At 53.5% G+C, this 17,338-nt stretch carries 14 protein-coding genes and 6 pseudogenes; 7 read left to right on the forward strand and 13 right to left on the reverse strand.

The genetic code is table 11. The features are described from left to right. Positions 1–39: 39 nt before the first annotated feature. From OAN307_RS14260 to OAN307_RS14280, 5 genes are all read right to left on the reverse strand, one after another. Positions 40–381: a hypothetical protein gene (locus OAN307_RS14260; RefSeq protein WP_015500388.1), complete on the reverse strand. Its 342-nt coding sequence runs from the start codon at positions 379–381 to the stop codon at positions 40–42. Positions 382–536: 155 nt separating this feature from the next. Further along, positions 537–770 (reverse strand): acyl carrier protein, encoded by a 234-nt coding sequence (locus tag OAN307_RS14265; protein ID WP_015500389.1) that lies wholly within the window; start codon positions 768–770, stop codon positions 537–539. Between the two features lie 194 nt (positions 771–964). Continuing rightward, complete coding sequence (gene fabG, locus OAN307_RS14270) at positions 965–1,702, reverse strand: 3-oxoacyl-[acyl-carrier-protein] reductase (RefSeq protein WP_015500390.1); 738 nt, start codon at positions 1,700–1,702, stop codon at positions 965–967. A gap of 3 nt (positions 1,703–1,705) precedes the next feature. Next, complete coding sequence (gene fabD / locus OAN307_RS14275) at positions 1,706–2,644, reverse strand: ACP S-malonyltransferase (RefSeq protein WP_015500391.1); 939 nt, start codon at positions 2,642–2,644, stop codon at positions 1,706–1,708. A gap of 149 nt (positions 2,645–2,793) precedes the next feature. Continuing rightward, a complete protein-coding gene (locus OAN307_RS14280; protein WP_044043792.1) occupies positions 2,794–3,156 on the reverse strand; it encodes a hypothetical protein in 363 nt (120 codons plus the stop codon). A gap of 487 nt (positions 3,157–3,643) precedes the next feature. Between OAN307_RS14280 and rpsF the strand changes: the two genes are divergently transcribed. From rpsF to OAN307_RS30135, 7 genes and pseudogenes are all read left to right on the forward strand, one after another. Further along, positions 3,644–3,997 carry a 30S ribosomal protein S6 gene (rpsF, locus tag OAN307_RS14285; protein WP_015500393.1) on the forward strand — a complete coding sequence of 118 codons (354 nt, stop codon included), beginning with the start codon at positions 3,644–3,646 and terminating at the stop codon, positions 3,995–3,997. 29 nt (positions 3,998–4,026) lie between these two features. Beyond that, positions 4,027–4,254 carry a 30S ribosomal protein S18 gene (gene rpsR, locus OAN307_RS14290; protein ID WP_044043795.1) on the forward strand — a complete coding sequence of 76 codons (228 nt, stop codon included), beginning with the start codon at positions 4,027–4,029 and terminating at the stop codon, positions 4,252–4,254. A 12-nt stretch (positions 4,255–4,266) separates the two neighbouring features. Further along, positions 4,267–4,899: a 50S ribosomal protein L9 gene (gene rplI / locus OAN307_RS14295; protein WP_015500394.1), complete on the forward strand. Its 633-nt coding sequence runs from the start codon at positions 4,267–4,269 to the stop codon at positions 4,897–4,899. A gap of 157 nt (positions 4,900–5,056) precedes the next feature. Continuing rightward, a pseudogene (locus OAN307_RS26525) lies at positions 5,057–6,096 on the forward strand (IS481 family transposase). Positions 6,097–6,168: 72 nt separating this feature from the next. After that, a pseudogene (locus OAN307_RS14310) lies at positions 6,169–6,701 on the forward strand (hypothetical protein); the annotation flags it as partial. 241 nt (positions 6,702–6,942) lie between these two features. After that, positions 6,943–8,037 (forward strand): annotated as a pseudogene (locus OAN307_RS31660) (IS110 family transposase). Positions 8,038–8,097: 60 nt separating this feature from the next. Further along, positions 8,098–8,335: pseudogene (locus tag OAN307_RS30135) on the forward strand (hypothetical protein); the annotation flags it as partial. Between the two features lie 73 nt (positions 8,336–8,408). On the opposite strand, the gene OAN307_RS14325 reads toward OAN307_RS30135, so the two are convergent. The 8 genes and pseudogenes from OAN307_RS14325 to OAN307_RS31345 all read right to left on the reverse strand — a co-directional run bounded on the left by OAN307_RS14325 (position 8,409) and on the right by OAN307_RS31345 (position 17,086). Next, complete coding sequence (locus OAN307_RS14325; protein ID WP_015500395.1) at positions 8,409–8,867, reverse strand: hypothetical protein; 459 nt, start codon at positions 8,865–8,867, stop codon at positions 8,409–8,411. A gap of 31 nt (positions 8,868–8,898) precedes the next feature. Further along, positions 8,899–9,279 carry a transposase gene (locus OAN307_RS30140; protein WP_245540847.1) on the reverse strand — a complete coding sequence of 127 codons (381 nt, stop codon included), beginning with the start codon at positions 9,277–9,279 and terminating at the stop codon, positions 8,899–8,901. Between the two features lie 33 nt (positions 9,280–9,312). Next, the gene (locus OAN307_RS30145) at positions 9,313–9,960 is read right to left on the reverse strand and encodes a helix-turn-helix domain-containing protein (RefSeq protein WP_245540848.1); all 648 of its coding nucleotides are present in this window, start codon (positions 9,958–9,960) and stop codon (positions 9,313–9,315) included. Between the two features lie 239 nt (positions 9,961–10,199). Then, positions 10,200–10,676, reverse strand: a complete 477-nt coding sequence (locus OAN307_RS14335) for a hypothetical protein (protein ID WP_015500396.1) — start codon at positions 10,674–10,676, stop codon at positions 10,200–10,202. 178 nt (positions 10,677–10,854) lie between these two features. After that, complete coding sequence (gene tig, locus OAN307_RS14340; protein ID WP_044044773.1) at positions 10,855–12,186, reverse strand: trigger factor; 1,332 nt, start codon at positions 12,184–12,186, stop codon at positions 10,855–10,857. Between the two features lie 626 nt (positions 12,187–12,812). Next, positions 12,813–14,294, reverse strand: a pseudogene (locus OAN307_RS14345) (IS1182 family transposase). 561 nt (positions 14,295–14,855) lie between these two features. After that, entirely contained in the window at positions 14,856–15,797 is a 942-nt protein-coding gene (locus tag OAN307_RS14355) for an IS1595-like element ISOan10 family transposase (protein ID WP_015498511.1), read from the reverse strand. 133 nt (positions 15,798–15,930) lie between these two features. After that, positions 15,931–17,086 (reverse strand): annotated as a pseudogene (locus OAN307_RS31345) (IS3 family transposase). Positions 17,087–17,338: the final 252 nt, after the last annotated feature.

Genomic DNA, 17,338 nt, shown 5'->3' on the forward strand with positions numbered 1-17,338 from the left:
ACGCGCGGGGTGCCAAGTATAACGACAGTGCGTTTGGGTTTAATCGACAGGTGACTGCGCAACGTCACTTATGATTTTGTGAACCAGCAATGCGAAAACGGCAACTGCGCAGGCACAAACTGCGATCCACCCAAAGAACCACATCTGCCCCGCTAACGCATCATCCGCGCTGGCCACGACAAACATCCGCTTGCCCCACCACACAATTGCGCCCGACAAAGCCAGATCAAATACTGCAAAAAACACTGCAAAACGCGTGATATACGACAGCGAAAGCGCCAGCGCGCCCCCCAGAACCGCCCCATATAGCGCGACATCAAAGGCCCAGCGCGGATGCGCACCCAACGCTTGCGTCACCCCGAAATAGGCTAATAGGCACATCAGACAGGCGCCAACGATTGCGTAAAGGATCAGCGTTTTAATAATATCCTCAAATCTTGTCCAGCAAACCGTAAAAGTAAGATTTCTGTTATCACAAACAAAAAAGGCGGCACCACTAAAGGTACCGCCTTTCTCTATCTAGAACCGAAGGTCGCTTAGGACGCTTCAGTGATGAACTTGACCGCGTCGCCGAAGCTCTGGATCGTTTCTGCTGCGTCGTCGGGGATTTCGATGCCGAACTCCTCTTCAAACGCCATCACCAGCTCAACGGTATCGAGGCTGTCTGCGCCCAGATCATCAATAAAGGACGCGCCTTCAACAACTTTGTCTTCTTCAACACCAAGGTGCTCTACAACGATCTTACGAACGCGGACTGCTACGTCGCTCATGTCAAATTCCTCACATAGTTCAGGGTTTAAGCCCTATTAGGTATGCCACATCCAACGTGCGTCGGGGCAGCTGTTTTGATCCGCCTTAGAACCGCTAAGATGTGCGACGCTGCGTCACAAATCCCAATTCTGCGCCGCCTATAACAGAGAATCCTGTCGTGGCAAACGATTTCAATGATCCCCCCTTATAGGGCTTACAGCATCGCCATACCACCATTGACATGCAAAGTTGTGCCCGTGACGTAGGCGGCCTGCACGCTTGCCAGATATAGTGCAGCCGCAGCAATTTCTTGTGGCGTTCCCATCCGGCCTGCGGGAATCTGTTGGTTAATCTTGTCTTTTTGCTCATCCGTCAGCTTGTCGGTCATCGCCGTGGCGATAAATCCCGGTGCGATACAATTGACTGTAATTCCGCGCGACGCGACCTCGTAGGCGATGGATTTGGACATGCCCACCATGCCTGCCTTGGACGCTGCGTAATTCGCCTGTCCCGGATTGCCGGTGGCACCGACGATGGAACTCACGTTCACAATCCGCCCCCACCGCGCCTTCATCATGCCGCGGATCACGCCTTTGCACAGGCGCATCGTTGACGTCAGGTTGACGTTGATCACATCGCCCCATTCGTCATCCGACATGCGCATAAAAATCTGATCGCGCGTGATGCCGGCGTTGTTCACCAGAATATCGACCGATCCCATCGCCTCAATTGCCTGCTTGGGCAACGCATCAACCGCCGCCGCATCGCTGAGGTTACACGGCAGAACATGCGCGCGGGTGCCAAGTTCAGCGGCCAGTGCCTCAAGCGGTTCAACCCGCGTCCCCGACAGCCCCACCGTCGCGCCCGCGCCATGCAGCGCCCGCACGATCTCACCGCCAATTCCGCCCGACGCGCCGGTAATCAGCGCATTTTTTCCAGTCAAATCAAACATGTTTTATCCTTCATTCAAAGCAGCAACCGCTGCCACAACGTCATCAGGCGCTCCAATCGCGCGGGTCGCAATACTGCGATCCACCCGTTTGATCATCCCAGACAGCGCCTTGCCTGCGCCGATTTCCCAAACCTCAGTGACGCCTGCATCTGCCATCCACATCACGCTCTCACGCCAACGCACAGACCCTGTGACCTGTTCAACCAGCAGCGCCTTGATGTCGTCAACACCAACGGCGACTGCCCGCACATTTGCAATCAATGGCACGGCAGGCGCATTAATTGTGACGTCCTCCAACGCCTGCGCCATAACATCCGCAGCCGGACCCATAAGCGATGAATGGAACGGCGCGCTGACCGGCAGCAACATCGCGCGTTTTGCGCCATGTGCCTTGGCAATCTCAACCGCGCGTTCCACGGCTGACCTGTGGCCCGACACCACAACTTGGCTCGGGTCATTGTCGTTGGCGGCCTGACAGACTTCACCTTGTGCAGCCTCAGCTGCGACAGCCTGTGCAGCTGCGAAATCCAAACCCAATAGAACCGCCATCGCCCCGATGCCCACTGGCACCGCGTCCTGCATCGCCTCACCGCGAATGCGTAGCAAACGTGCAGTATCGGCAACGCTCAATGCGCCAGACGCGGCCAGCGCGGAATACTCCCCCAGCGAATGCCCCGCAACAAACGACGCAGCCGCAATCGTGACGCCTTCGGCCTCAAGTGCGCGCATCGCTGCCAACGATGTGGCCATCAACGCGGGCTGGGCATTTCTCGTCAGTGTCAGATCAGCAATATCGCCGGACCAAATCAGATCGGACAGCTTTTCACTCAATGCATCATCGACCTCATCAAAAACCGCCCTAGCCGCTGGATAAGCCTGCGCCATGGCCTGGCCCATCCCGATAGTTTGCGCGCCTTGACCTGGAAAAACAAACGCTCTCATACATGCCCCCTGCTATTTGTGTCCGTAGGGGTAACGTGACCGCTCCGTGCGCACAAGACATCTGGCGACCACGGACTGAAGCTTGATAAACGGCAAACGGCCCCGACATAGGGGCCGAAAACGCAACAACAATGTCCGCTCACTCGCTCTTAGGCGGCCAACACTGGCCCGCCCAAGATAACCTCACGCATCGGGTGCGCTGCTTCCAAGCCGCAATCAATGGCCAAACGGCAGCGCAATGCGGCTATCAACTGCAGTGACTCATCGCCCGCCGCGACAGGGCCGATCCCGTTAAAGCTGATCTGAACCCGTCCGAACAACGCAGTGGAACGAGATGCAACCGCGTCAACGGGTGCGCGCAGCTCACCTGATGCGGTGTCGATCTGGATTCGCACAAATGTCCCGCGCGCTGCTACGCGCGCCAAAATAAACACCCCCACCACCAACAACAGGGACACAGTCACCTTTGCGGTAAATGCTTGTTCAAAAATGCCGTTGCCGGCAGGCGCCAACTACCAACGGCGGCGATCAACGTAGGGACCGTTAGAAACCCACAAACCACCCGCAGCAAAACCGCAATATCGAAGATCTGTGCGTCTGGGCGCACCTCGTAGCCCTAAAAGTGCTCAGACCCGTTTGGCCGCATGGACATACCAGCCAGGTTGGATCCGATGCTCAAGTCTGCAAAGTCGATAGGATCGGGATATGCGGTCATTGTTGTCTCCTGTGTTCCGATTCAACCTTACGGCGAACTTGCGCACAAACCTGCGCGCCAAAAAGGTTAATGCGGGGAATTTTGGTGACCATAACGGAACCTTTGGCACACGAACGGCACGGCGATCCACGCTGCGGCCTTGTTTCGCTTGCCCTCACGCGTTTCCTTTGTATAAGGCACCAACCTTGCGCAGATTTTTATGAACTGCGCAGTCTCTCGTGGGTGGGAGCGCAAGGTGAAATCCCCACCCTATGAAATGCGCCGCAGATATGAACGGAGCACCCATGCCTTTATATGAGCATGTGTTTATTGCGCGTCAGGACTTGTCCAACACGCAAGCTGAATCCCTTATCGAACATTTCTCCACAGTGCTGTCGGACAACGACGGCAAAGTGGTCATGTCCGAATACTGGGGCGTCAAGACAATGGCCTACAAGATCAACAAGAACCGCAAAGGCCACTATGCCTTTATGCGTTCCGATGCACCGGCCCCTGCCGTGCAGGAAATGGAACGCTTGATGCGTCTGCACGAAGACGTAATGCGTATTCTTACGATTAAAGTTGATGCACACGAAGAAGGCCCTTCCGTGCAAATGCAAAAGCGTGACGAGCGGCCAGAACGCCGCGAACGCCGCTAATTAATCAGATCAAGAAAGGACCATAAGTCATGGCTACTAAACCATTTTTCCGCCGTCGTAAGTCCGATCCGTTCGATGGCGATAACGCCCCGAAGATCGACTACAAAGACACACGGACCCTGCAGCGCTATGTTTCTGAGCGCGGCAAGATCGTTCCATCCCGCATCACCGCAGTTGGCGCCAAGAACCAGCGTGCGCTGGCCCGTGCCATCAAACGCGCACGGTTCCTCGCGTTGCTGCCGTACGCCGTTAAGTAAAGGACAGACATCATGGATATCATCCTTCTCGAACGCGTCGCGAAGCTGGGTCAGATGGGCGACGTCGTCTCTGTGAAACAGGGCTACGCACGCAACTTCTTGCTGCCCCAAGGCAAAGCGCTGCGCGTCAACGCAGCCAACATGGCAAATTTTGAAGCCCAGAAAGCACAACTCGAAGCGCAAAATCTGGAGACCAAGAAAGAAGCCGACGCAATGTCCGCAAAGCTGGACGGTGAAACCTTCATCGTGATTCGCTCTGCATCCGATGGTGGCAGTCTGTACGGTTCCGTCACCACCCGTGATGCCGCTGACGCTGCCACTGCGGCTGGCTTTACAGTTGATCGCAAGCAGATCGTGCTGATCGAACCGATCAAAGTACTGGGCATCCACGATGTGTCGGTCAAGCTGCACCCCGAAGTCGAAGCAACCATCAAGTTGAACGTCGCGCGTTCCACTGAAGAAGCTGAACTTCAGGCCGCTGGCAAATCTGTTGCTGAATTGGCTGCAGAAGAAGAAGCCGCTGCTGAGTTCGAAATTCAGGAACTGTTTGACGATCTCGGCGCTGCCGGTCTCGACGACTTTGGCGATGACGAAGCAAAGCCCACCGCTGAAACATCTTCTAAAGACGCATCTGACGAAGACTAAGTTTTCGCTGGATAAAACTTATTTAAGGCCGCCCATGTTGGGGCGGCCTTTTTCATGGGCAAGTCAGACTTGAACGCCCGTCTAAAGATGGTCAGTCTAGGTTTTTGATCCCATGGTTTGATGGTGCGATCTATTCTTTGGAATGGAAGGAAGCATTATGGGACAAATACGTCATGGCTGCGCCACGACTACGCACGCCATCAGAGCAACAATACAGCGATCGCAAGCTACGACCGCAGCTTTGAGTCGAGAACTTGGTATAAATGTCAAAACGGTCTCCAAATGGCGCAAGCGCAAAACTGTAGAAGACCGCAAGACTGGCCCCACGGACCCCAGTTCGACCGTTCTCAGCGCGGGTGAAGAGGCGATGATCGTCTCTTTTCGACGTCATACGCTCCTACCGCTGGATGATTGTCTTTATGCCTTGCAGCCAACTATCCCACATCCATTGCCCGGCAGTTGCTTGCGGAGCAAGCAATGAGAGGGGGACGCGATCTTCCCTGCATCGTTATTTGCAACGGCATGGGATATCCCGACTGCCAGATATGGAGGGCGACAAGCCGAAACGACAAAAGTTCAAACGCTATCCGATCGGATATTTTCATATCGACATTGCAGAGTTGCGCACCAACGAAGGAAAACTTTATCTCTTTGTTGCCATTCATTGCCCGGCAGTGAATCGCAAAGCGATGTCACGAGAGGGACCGAACCAGCAAGTTTGCCGTGGCACGGCTTGTAGAAAAAGCAAATCGCAAGACGGCCTGGGAGTTCCTGGAGGCTGTGCTGGAAGCGGTGCCATACAAGATCCACACAATTCTGACGGACAATGGCATTCAATTTTGTGAGCAACCACGTAACCGGAACACACCATATTCACGGCCTATGCGGTTCGACATGATCTGCGATGCCAACAGGATTGAGCACCGGCTGACCAAGCCCAACCATCCATGGACCAATGGCCAGGTTGAGCGGATGAACCGCACGATCAAGGACGCAACGGTCAGGCGGCATCACTACGACAAGAATGATCAGCTGCACACCCATCTCGCAGACTTCATAGCGGCCTACAATTTCGCTCGAAGGCTGAAGACGCTCAACGGCCTGACGCCGTACGAATACATCTGCAAGATAGGGACTTCAGAACCAGAAAGATTCATCGTTAATCCGATCCAACAGATGCCGGGACCGAACACTTAGGCTCACGACCCATTAAACTACTTGATGCTACTATTACTGCGTGATTCAAAGTCCCAAATCGTGGGGGTTAGAATGAGCAACCTTTATTGGCTGAGTGAAGCGCAGATGGATCGGCTTCGGCCTTACTTTCCAAAGAGCCGAGGCCGTGCACGCGTAGACGATCGCCGCGTTCTGAGCGGGATTATTTTCATTAACCGCAACGGGGCGAATGACGGTTCGGGCCGCGGACCCGATGAAACGTCCAGTGGACGTTTCAAGGCATGAGCGGGCGGAGCCCCGTCTACGGTGGTGTGATGCACCATCAGAGTATGGTCCAACGAAGACCTTATATAACCGCTGGAAGCGCTGGAGTGACATGGGTGTGTTCGCACGGATTATGATGGGGCTGGCAGAACAGGCCTCAGATAGTAAAACAATCTCAATTGATGCAACCTACCACAAAGCGCATCGCACTGCCTCAAGCCTGGGGTTGAAAAAAAGGGGGCGTGGGCGCCTGATTCACTGCCCGGCAGGGTATTGCGCCGCAATGTCCCGAGAGAGGGCTAACCAAGGGCGGCATGAACACCAAACTGCACGCGGTCACAGATAGCAGCGGACGCCCTGTCCGCTTGTCTTATGACTTTGGGAGCTTTTGTGCGAAACAAACGCCACAGACCAGCATTTTAGAATGCTGGTCTGTGGTGGTGGTTGGATCGTCTGCCGCTTGGTCTTTGAGGACCGTAAAGGAGTAAGATCAACCGCCACCTTCGCCAAAGGCTTGAACCACTGACCAACAGACAATTGCGCAGCAATCTGCCGAGAGGTGGATACAGAGCGGCACGAAGCCCTCAAGGACAAGCATAGGATATGACGAAGATGACGGATGATACCATTGGCATAGACATTTCCAAAGCCACTTTGGATATTCACCGGCTGAGCGACGGGAAGATGATGTCGTTTAGCAATTGCCCTGCAGGATTTAAGGCGCTTTCCAAGTTCTGCGCAAAGACGCCAGTGACACGCGTTATTTATGAAGCAACAGGCGCCTACCACAGTGGTCTAGAACGGGCCCTAGGCGGGTATTTGCCATTGGTAAAAGTGAACCCCTTGCAGGCGCGCCGGTTTGCTCAGGCACAAGGCGTACGCGCAAAAACCGACGCCGTCCCTTCTCAGCGATGTAAACATCGCCTGCCAGGCAATGGATGCCAAAATGCTGGCCGTTATGGGGATTGCTTTTGTGTTAGAACCAGATGAGCCAGCCACAAAAATACAGCACGATCTGAAGGAGTTACGCGCATTTCGTTCAGGATTAATCAAAGATCGCACCAGCATCATGAGCCGTCTGAAAACCCAAACCCTGTCCATCACTTGCCGTCAAAGCAAAGCCCGCTTGGCTCAAGTTGAAAGACAAATCGCTGAAATCAATGCTGAGGTTGATCGTCTGATACACTCCAACGACACGCTGGCGCATTCGATGAAAATTCTTCGCTCAATTCCCCCCTCTCATGCATGCGAGCATGCACTGCCGGGCAACGGGACATCGGCGCGGTCTGTGCTGCCACCATTTTGATAGACCCTCTCATGATTTGCATGCAAATCACTGCCGGGCAGTGGATGCCTGAGATCGAGTGGACAGAATGCAGGTGGCCAGTTTGACTGGAACATCTAGCCCCCCTCTCACACATGCAAGCATGTGTGAGAGGGCAGTGGATGACGCGTCAATCGGGCCAATGGCGAGGAAAATCATTCATTCAGGGCGGCCGGAAAGTAGTGCGGGACGCACTCTATATGCCTGCCCTTGTGGCGATGCGGCACAACCCCGATCTCAAGACCAAATACCAAGCCATGATTAAAGCTGGAAAGCCACCAAAAGTCGCCCTTACGACGCTCATGCGAAAGCTCATTGAACTCGCCAACGCCCTCATCAAAGCAAATCGAAATTGGGTGGAAAAGGGGGCTTGATCAAGACGGATACTTCTTATTCATGGCGGGTCAAGTCAGCGATTATACTGGCCTTATAGACAGGGAACTCGTCCCTGTATCCCTAGGCGCAAATCACGCAAGACAACCATCAAATACCCCTTTCGTGACATTGCTTTGCAATGCACTGCCGGGCAATGGATAAGAGACGCGACAAACGACGCAACCACATCGAGCGCATGTTGGCAGGATCAAAGCGTCGCTACACGCTATGACAGAAGCCCAACGGTCTTCCTCTCCGCCATCATGCTCGCCGCCACCGTTAATATTTTGGTTATGAGTCCTGAGCCTAAGCTAAATAGGCCACATAGGTTTCCCCACACGACCTACATTAACCCAATCAAAGACTGAATTTAAAACGTCTCAAGCGTCAAAGTGGCATCGCAATAGGCACCGTTATAGGTTCCAACCCAGACATCAAGAACACCACTGCCAAGGTTTATCAGATCAAGCCGCGGGTCAGATTGACCATTGCTGTCGTCATCGTAAAACCACTGGGTGTCTGCCGAATTTACCAACAGTGCAGCGTCACAATTGCTCACAACTGAAATGACCAGTTGATAGCCGTTCATATTGCCGAGGTCGAAAGAGAAGTCGGGCGTTGTTGTGAAATAACCAGTCTCATTGCTGCTGAAACCACAGTTTGGAAGGTAATTTTCACCGCCTGCCGTGATGTTGAAACTGCGCGGTGAGTACAGTTGATCGCCGGATGAGTTATATGAGTTAGTGCCCCAGATAGTGTAGTCTGGGCAAGCTTGTGCAGCACCCGCAAAACTAAAAGTTACTGCAATCGCGATAAATAAATGTCTCATGATATTCTCCAGAATTTTAGATATACTCACTTCACTCTAAAACCCGAAGTTTTTGGAGTGATATGATGCGGAAATTATCAGTGACCTGATTTCGGAAGTCGCGCCATTGTTCTGGGATGGTTTCTCGGAAGAACTTCAATATGGCTCCGGTAAATTGCTTCTGTGTGGGATATGCGCGGTTGTGGGTGACGTGCTGGTGCATCACGGCCCAAAGCCTTTCAATCGGATTTAGGTGCGGGCAATAGGGCGGCAGCTGGATCAAGTGGATGCGGCAGTTTTTGCGCGCCAGGAAGCCCCTCACATCAGGCCCTTTGTGGTAGGCGGCGTTGTCCCAGATCACGTGGATGATGCGTTTATCTTGGTTGCGTGCCTCGATTTTGGCCAGCAATTGCACGGCACTCACGCCGTCCACTGTGATCGGCGCTACGAAAGGGGTATCGAAGGTTTAAAGGTTCAACGCGCCGTGAATGTTGACGCGCGCCCGGCCTGAAGTCGTTTTGAGCGTGGGGTTTGTGCCCTTCTTCACCCAACCAAAGGCAGGCTTGCTTTGATATTCTGGGTGCACGGCATCTGCAAAGTAAACCGCCTCATCATCGGCCAGAGAATTCAGCATGTTTTCATACATTGCGATGAATTCGGCCTGTTTGGCTACATCGGCCACGCGCGGCAGCGCCTTGGGCTTGCGATATTCAAAGCCTAGTCGCGCTAAAAGCTTAACATAGCCTGAATGAGAATATTCCAGATCGAACTGCGCCGCGACATAGGTGCGGATTTCCACTGTAGATCGGCAGAAATGTTCCTCAAGCCAAACGCAAAGAGCGGCTTCCTGCGCGACAGACAGCCGCGATTGCCCGCCTTTCCAACCGTCATATGCTACCGCATCCCAGCCCTCGGACAGATATTGTTTGTGCCAGCCACGCACCGTGTCGTCATCAAGGTAAAGCACCTGCGCAATCTCGACACAGGACTTCCCGTCATCCAGTAGCAAAAGCGCATTCGCGCGGCGCGCAACGCCATGATCCTCGCGTTGGCGTTTTACACAGCTCAAAAGCTCGCGGCGGTCTTCGCAGGAAAGAAAGTTGGGACGGATCATAGGCGAAGAAGAATCTATTCCCGTGCAAACATCAACAAGTTCTTCGGGTCCTCAATGACGCGCAGTATATGTAAAATCTTAAGGAAAAAATAACCTCATACCCTAGCGTTAACTAGTGGATTTTGGATAAGGTCTTCCTAACCTTAGTGCCTGCAATAACTACCAAACACTATATTTCTCGAAAAAGGCCGCGCAAGTCCCACTAGGCTGCCAATAACGGCTGCCTCTACAAAAGAAGTTTAGAACGTCTCGAGCGTTAGGACAGCATCACAATAGCCCGGTTCATAAGTTCCGGCCCAGATATCAATGCGCCCATTGGACGGGTTGTTCAGCGTGATTTGGGCACCACCGCTGCCATCATTATAGTCATCATCATCGTAATACCAATTCGCAGCACCAGTGTTGATCAACACCGCACTGTCACACAGGCCAGTCACAGTAATATGCAGGCTATAGGGCCCCATGCCGGACAGAAAGAACGAAAAGTCTGGCTGGCTAGCAAAATAGCCCGGCCCAGTGTCGGTCAGCGGCCTGACTTGCGAGCAATTAAAAATATAGTTGTCCCCGCCTGCGACGACGGAATACCGCTGTGGCGAATACAGTTGTTGCCCTGTCGCGTTGTACTGCTCAACGCCAGTCATCGAAAACGTTGGACAGGCCTGCACGGCGGCAGTCGTCCCAAAGAATGCAAACATAGTGGTCACTAAAAATTTCATGTCATTTCCCCATTTCAGAATATTCCAAATGGTAGACTGACAATCCAACCTTTTACTAGGGATTATTTTGATCTCTTGGTCAGGTTATCCATGGGGTCGCGTCATATTGTGCGCTTCAGACACGAAAAAGGCCGCCCCCTGAACGGGAAGCGGCCTAAATTTCGCAATACTATAAGGCTTACTCTTCTTCGAGCGCTTCAACAGCCTTTTGCAGCTCATCCTTGTTCACTTCTTTTTCTTTCATCGAAGCGGCTTCAACGATGTGATCGACAACCTTGTCTTCAAACAAGGGTGCGCGAATCTGTTGCTGCATCTGTGGGTTCTTCTGAACAAACTCAAAAAACTGGCGCGCTTGGTCGCCGTACTGACGCGCTTGGTTCATCACCGCTTGGGTGAACTCCGCGTCAGACACCTGAATTTCAGCCTTTTGACCGATTTCAGCCAAAAGCAAGCCCAGCTTTACGCGTCGGTCTGCCAGTTTGGTGTGCTCATCGGTGGTCTCGACCTCGGGGTGGTCATGGCCTTCAACCTCGGGGTTGTCTTCGTGCCACAACTGGTGCGCGATCTGGCCAGCTTCGGCTTCAACCAAGGACGGTGGCAACTCGAACGACACCATCTTGTCCAATTCATCAAGAAGCGCGCGCTTGGTAACTGCACGTGCAGCGCCAGAATACTCTTCTTCCAGCTTCGATGTGATCTGACCCTTCAGACCTGCAAGGTCTTCGGCGCCAAACTGCTTGGCCATCTCATCGTCAATCTCGGACGTCTTGGGTTCTTTAACATTCAAGATTTTGCACTCGAACACGGCGACTTTGCCTGCAAGGTGCTCAGCATTGTAATCCGCAGGGAACGTGACTTCGACATTCTTTTCTTCGCCAGCTTTGACGCCGATCAAACCTTCTTCAAAACCCGGGATGAACTGACCGGACCCAAGTTCAAGCGCATGACCCTCAGCCGCACCGCCTTCAAACGGTTCGCCGTCAACCTTACCAAGGAAGTCGAAAATCACTTGGTCGCCATCTTTGGCTTTTGCGCCCTTCTTGCGATCATCAAAATTCTTTGCAGTCTCCGCCAGGGACGTCAGCGCCTCTTGCACTGATGCGTCGTCCGCCTTCACAACCAGTTTTTCCAGCTTGATATTAGTGAAATCAACCTCGGGAACGACGGGCAGCGCTTCGTAAGAAACGTTAACTACAACATCGTCGCCTTCTTTCCATTCGTCATTGGCCATCTTCATCTCAGGCTGCATCGCCGGGCGATCGCCAGACGTTTCCAGATGCGTGTTCATTGCACCGTCAACGGATTCTTGCATGGCTTCGCCCAAAACCTTGGGGCCAAACTGCTTTTTCATCATCGCCATAGGGACTTTACCCTTACGGAAGCCCTTCATCTCGACCTCGGGTTGCGCCTCTTTGAGCTTCTCAAGGACTTTTGCGTCCAGCTCGGCGGCCGTGATTTTGATCTCGTAGCCGCGCTTGAGGCCGTCGTTCAGGGTCTCTTTGACCGTCATGGTATCGTCCTTTTCTTTTCTCACAGGCCGAAGGGCCATAAATATCGAGGTGCGGGTGAAGGGACTCTTGAAAACGTTTAAATTCAACAAGCTAAGACTAGCCGCGCGTAATTTCTGCGTATTTCAGAAGTTTTTACTCCCGCATATATCTTTAGAGGGACGGCGATGCCCTCCCCCTAAGTCGCGCGTTTCCTAGCAAAGTGTAGACAGGGATGCGAGAGGAAAAAGCGAGAAAACAGAACGAAAGAGAAAACACCATGCCAGACATCTCGGGGTTATCTCTCCATTAGGAGGATGATGGCTTCTGGCGTTCATTGAATTCACTTACCAGCTCGATGAACGCATTGTGGATGCAGGCCTTTCGCTGATCGATCTAGCATCCTTGATCTGGCCAAGGCCGTTGCGTGTGAACGCTTTGGGCGGTGGGCTCAACTGATCGACGCAACACATTCGGCAAATCTCTCAGCTGGTGTTTGATATTGCAAGGTCTTGCGCGACCGTTCGTTCAGCTGCATTACGGGTCGGGATCGTCTTTTCAGCTCCCATGTTGGATTATGGAGGCGGGTCAGGGCCATTCTAGGCACATCCCGACGTTTCCGGGCTAAATTGAAGCCGACTGCGGCCTTTTACGCCTTCATGGCCGCAATCATCGCTGGAATGCCCATTATGTTCATGATGCGGGTCATATTGTGGGCCAGCACATGCATCGCCATCTCCGCCGCCACCTTTTTGAGGGTCCGCATCTTGAAGTGCGTCGCTCCAATCCAAGATTTGATCGTGCCGTAGGGATGCTCGACGGTCATGCTACGGACAGCCAGTTGCGCTGGATCTGCGTCTGACCGGTCTTGGACCCTCGCCAGTACATCTTCGAGCTCCCAACGGCGGACACGCCGCTCTTTGCCTGTTGTGCATTTGGCTTTGAGGACGCAATCAGCGCATGCTCCTGACCAGGATGATTTGATCGCTTTGCCGTCTTGCTGACCGGTAAATCTGTATGTCAGATGTTCCCCTGCAGGACACACATACACGTCCAGATCGCGGTCATATGCAAAGTCAGCTTTATCAAATTGACCGCGCGCTGCAGCATTTGGGGTCATCGGCTTCGGGACAACGACCGAGATGCCGGCCGCTTCACTGGCAACAATTTCCTCGCCCTTGTAATAACCCTTATCCACTGCCCGGCAGTGCATGTTTACATGCATGAGAGGGGGCGATTGCTATGAGCGTCCGTCGTCATGGCATCGCGCGCTGCAACAGCCATCATCGACAAAGCGTCGCGATCAAAGCCAAGCATGGTGACGTCGTGCGCAACGATCAGGTGGTTATCAGCCTCGACAGCCGTTTGAACATTGTAGCCTACAATACGTGGCATGCGCGCCGTTGTTGTCATTGATCTGGCATCTGGGTCGCTGAATGAGACCTGTGTTTCGCCCGTCTTGTCCATCTGCTGTTCAATTGATCTGTAGCGCACGGCTTCCTTTTGCTGGTGTTCCTGCTTCCTCAGGGTGCGTTCCATGCGGGCTTCCGGCAGCCATTGTGCCAGTTTGCTCGAACACCTCATCGGCGCGATCCAATTCACCCAAGTATCGCTCAATGGTTTTGTCGATCTCACCCAACTTCTGGCGCAGCTTGCCGCGCGTATAATTCTTGGCCTTGGAATTTACCGCCTTGAACCGACTGCCATCGATGGCGACCACGCCCCCATCAAGCAGATCCATATTGCGGCACAAAGCCACGAACTGCTGACACACCTTGCGGATCACAGGACCGTTATCTTTGCGGAAGTCGGCAATCGTCTTGAAGTCCGGCTTCAGCCGGCCCGTCAGCCAAATGAGCTCTAGATTGCGACCGCACTCTCGTTCCAAACGACGCGATGACTGCACTTGATTGAGATATCCGGAGAGATAAATTCGCAGCATCAGCCCCGGATGGTAGCCGGGCCAACCAGTGGCGGCAGGCTGTGCGTTGAAGCCAAGCACCGCTAAATCCAGCATGTCGGCAAAAGCATCAATGGCACGGACGGGACTGTTCTCATCAACATAATCGTCGAGATGTTCGGGCAGCAAGATCGTCTGCTGACGGTCTAAACCTTCGATGAACTGCGTCATGAGCAACCTCCGTATCGAGTACAGAAACTATACCATAATTGGGGAAAAGCAGGGGAGTTTTCACACAGCCTCCGGACTTTGCTGTTTTTCACCCCGCTGCGGAAGCAAATACGATGGTGACTTGATCAAGCCGACCTACTACTCATATTTTGCGACCTCACCAAGAAATAGATAAACGTTAAGGAAGAATGAATATGCCTCTTCAGCGGTAACATTACTATGAACACCCGCCGATACCCAATCATACAAATTGGTTAGGTTTTGGCGCAGTTTGGCTCTTCTGTTTTCACTGATCGTGTCGACTGAAATATTCGCGTTCAGTCGGTTTTTGTGCCGCGACGCATCCAGCGACAGTTCATTTCCGCCAATACCAATAGTTTTGTCCGAAGGTGGGTAGGCCGCGTCTGCAAAAGCTTCAATAAGGCTTATCCCTTTTAGTCCGGTTGCCCCACATGTTGACGCGGCGCAGAACCTCGCCCTTGTGGCTTGAGAGGCGGATCGGATCAGTTTGTAACATCTGGTGGGTTTATGGGGCGTGGCTTTTGCCGTGAACAAGGGCCTTCAGGCGCGCTGTTCAACAAAATCACGATATGTCGCTGGGCCAATACCAACACCGATCCCCAGCAGCGTGTCGAAGGCGCTTCGCATGTGTCGCCGTCGGTTCCAGCGGAACACAAATTCGTCGAGATAGCGTTGCAGATGGCATTTTCTGAGGCCGTGGAAGACGCCTTTTGCCCACGTTTTTAGGTTGGAGAACACGCGGTGGACCCAGTGGAGTATGTCATGTGCCTTCTTGCCGCTGACGACCTTCGCCTCATGCGTGTTTGCAGGGGGATTTTCGTAACCTAGCCAGCCATCCGTGATGACGTGAGCGCCAGGCTCTACAGCCTGACCAATGAACCCGTGTAGCGTCTTTGATGCGCCGTCGGGAATGTGTTTCATCCTGATACGGCGCGGATGTCCGTCTCTTGATAACTCGACGGCGCAGACGACAAACATCTTTCCGACCGGGCTCCGCCCACCCTTTGGCCGGTCCTCGGGATCATGCCGGGACCGGAACGGAATCTCTGTTTCATCGATCTCGACAAGGTCTTTCAGGGGGTTGCGGTCAGGGTTGACCATCGACCGCCGCAGCTTTTGCAAGAGGAGCCACGCCGTCTTGTAGCTGCCAAGGCCAAGTTGCGCCTGAAGTTGCAGCGCTGACATGCCGTTGGAATGGCTGGTGATGATGTGCGCGGCAAGAAACCAAATTCGCAACGGCAAATGGCTGCTGTGCATCACCGTGCCAGCCGTCACGGATGTCTGCCGTGCGCAACCGGCACATTCCCAAGTCGCGCGATTTCGCTTTAACGGCCAGCCCTTGCAGGTGCCACAGGAAGGACACACAAAGCCCTCAGGCCAACGATGTTCCGCCAGATAATGCGAACACGCTTCCTCATCAGAAAACCTGGCGTCGAACGCCGGGCGGGACATGGGTTTGTCGTTTTTCCATCTGGCTGGCATGGGTAGAACAATACAAGAACATTGTAGATTGGCAAGCCGCTTCACACTACATCAGGTGCCGCCGGAGCAAAGGGGATAAGCCTTAGCTTCAATTATGGACCTGTCGCGCTTTCGTGCCACCCCAAGTGCTCGTTTAAGCCACCTTGCGTTCGAAAGCGATGGGGCTTTTCCAACCCAATGTTGAGTGACGTCCACTGCCAGGCAGGTGATTGCATGCAATCACTGAGAGGGGCGTGGATTATAGAAGCCATTAATGTATCCAAAGATTGCCATCTCGGCACGCCTGCGGGTTTCCCATGTGTCGCGCCAGATCAGTTCGGCCTTGCCTTGCCCCGGCGGTGAATATTTATCGCCACATCACGTTTCATCCGATTGCTTACTGCCCAACCTATGATACGGCGCGACTGCAGATCCAAGATCACGGCCAAATACAACCAGCCTTCACGCGTCCAGCTATAGGTAATGTCACCAGCCCACTTCTGGTTAGGGGCATCTGCTGCAAAATCACGGTCCAGCAAGTTCGGCGCGATATTGAACTTATGATTACTGCCTGTTGTCGCCTTATGTTTGCGTGTTCTAACCACAGATATGCCATTCTGGCGCATCCGTTGCCCGGCAGTCGATACGCAGTATCGATGAGAGGGGGCGGCCCACCCGACGATGACCGAAATCTAGGCCAGTCTCTTTCAGTCCCTCAGTCATGCGCGGCCTGCCATAGCTGCCAAAGCTGAGACGAGATTGTTCTTTGATGTGCGCCAGTGTGACCAGATCAGAACGCTGTCTGCGACTGGCAGGACGGCTGCGGAATGCCCACAAACCACGAGGGCTGACGTCTAAAACGTCACATAGCCGATTGGTGGAGAAGCTTGCGCCGTGTTCTTCCCTCTCAGCGAATTTTCAATTCGCCTGCCGGGCAAGGAACGAACCTAAACCTCACGGCTTTTGGCTCGCGAAGAACTGCGTTGCTTTTTTTAGGATTTCTCTCTCCTCCTTGAGAATGCCCACTCTCATCGAAACTGCGTTTCGATTGCCGGGCGGTGGTGTCTCGCGCCGAAGCCGGTCGTTCTCTTGGGCGAGACCTAAATCCTCTTGCGACACCACGTCAGTGTCTCGGTACGCCGTGATCCATTTGTTCAGCGTCGACATGCCCCCTCTCGGCTGATTGCTTTGCAATCGCCTGCCGGGCAATGGACGCCAAGATCATCCGCAACTTGCTTGCGTGTAAGTCCACAGGTCAGCGCGATCCGCACCGCATCCTTGCGAAACTCGTCCGTCCGTTTCAGTCCCATAGTTCAGCTCCTTTGTTGCAATAAATGCTATCAAAGGAACGGCATCAAACCGCGACAGGGCCAAGTCGAGCAAAATGCACCTTCGCGTCTGCATATGGCGGGCGTAACATAGGTCATTATGGACTCGAACTAGACCTCTGCTGCATCCGTCCAACCCTCCCAAAAACTACCCGTTTTGAACGCTCTCGAATACACGCTTCCCGACTGACAGATCGTTTGGGTAGATGCTCTGACGGTAACTAACGTCCCAAC

Origin of the sequence: Octadecabacter antarcticus 307 (assembly GCF_000155675.2) — a bacterium.
GTDB lineage: Bacteria > Pseudomonadota > Alphaproteobacteria > Rhodobacterales > Rhodobacteraceae > Octadecabacter > Octadecabacter antarcticus.

What these genes read in the sequence shown, in the direction of transcription:
- OAN307_RS14260 (WP_015500388.1), bottom strand. Translation starts at nt 381, where the DNA reads ATGTGCCTATTAGCCTATTTCGGGGTGACGCAAGCGTTGGGTGCGCAT.
- OAN307_RS14265 (WP_015500389.1), bottom strand. Translation starts at nt 770, where the DNA reads ATGAGCGACGTAGCAGTCCGCGTTCGTAAGATCGTTGTAGAGCACCTT.
- fabG (WP_015500390.1), bottom strand. Translation starts at nt 1,702, where the DNA reads ATGTTTGATTTGACTGGAAAAAATGCGCTGATTACCGGCGCGTCGGGC.
- fabD (WP_015500391.1), bottom strand. Translation starts at nt 2,644, where the DNA reads ATGAGAGCGTTTGTTTTTCCAGGTCAAGGCGCGCAAACTATCGGGATG.
- rpsF (WP_015500393.1), top strand. Translation starts at nt 3,644, where the DNA reads ATGCCTTTATATGAGCATGTGTTTATTGCGCGTCAGGACTTGTCCAAC.
- rpsR (WP_044043795.1), top strand. Translation starts at nt 4,027, where the DNA reads ATGGCTACTAAACCATTTTTCCGCCGTCGTAAGTCCGATCCGTTCGAT.
- rplI (WP_015500394.1), top strand. Translation starts at nt 4,267, where the DNA reads ATGGATATCATCCTTCTCGAACGCGTCGCGAAGCTGGGTCAGATGGGC.
- OAN307_RS14325 (WP_015500395.1), bottom strand. Translation starts at nt 8,867, where the DNA reads ATGAGACATTTATTTATCGCGATTGCAGTAACTTTTAGTTTTGCGGGT.
- OAN307_RS30145 (WP_245540848.1), bottom strand. Translation starts at nt 9,960, where the DNA reads ATGATCCGTCCCAACTTTCTTTCCTGCGAAGACCGCCGCGAGCTTTTG.
- OAN307_RS14335 (WP_015500396.1), bottom strand. Translation starts at nt 10,676, where the DNA reads ATGAAATTTTTAGTGACCACTATGTTTGCATTCTTTGGGACGACTGCC.
- tig (WP_044044773.1), bottom strand. Translation starts at nt 12,186, where the DNA reads ATGACGGTCAAAGAGACCCTGAACGACGGCCTCAAGCGCGGCTACGAG.
- OAN307_RS14355 (WP_015498511.1), bottom strand. Translation starts at nt 15,797, where the DNA reads ATGCCAGCCAGATGGAAAAACGACAAACCCATGTCCCGCCCGGCGTTC.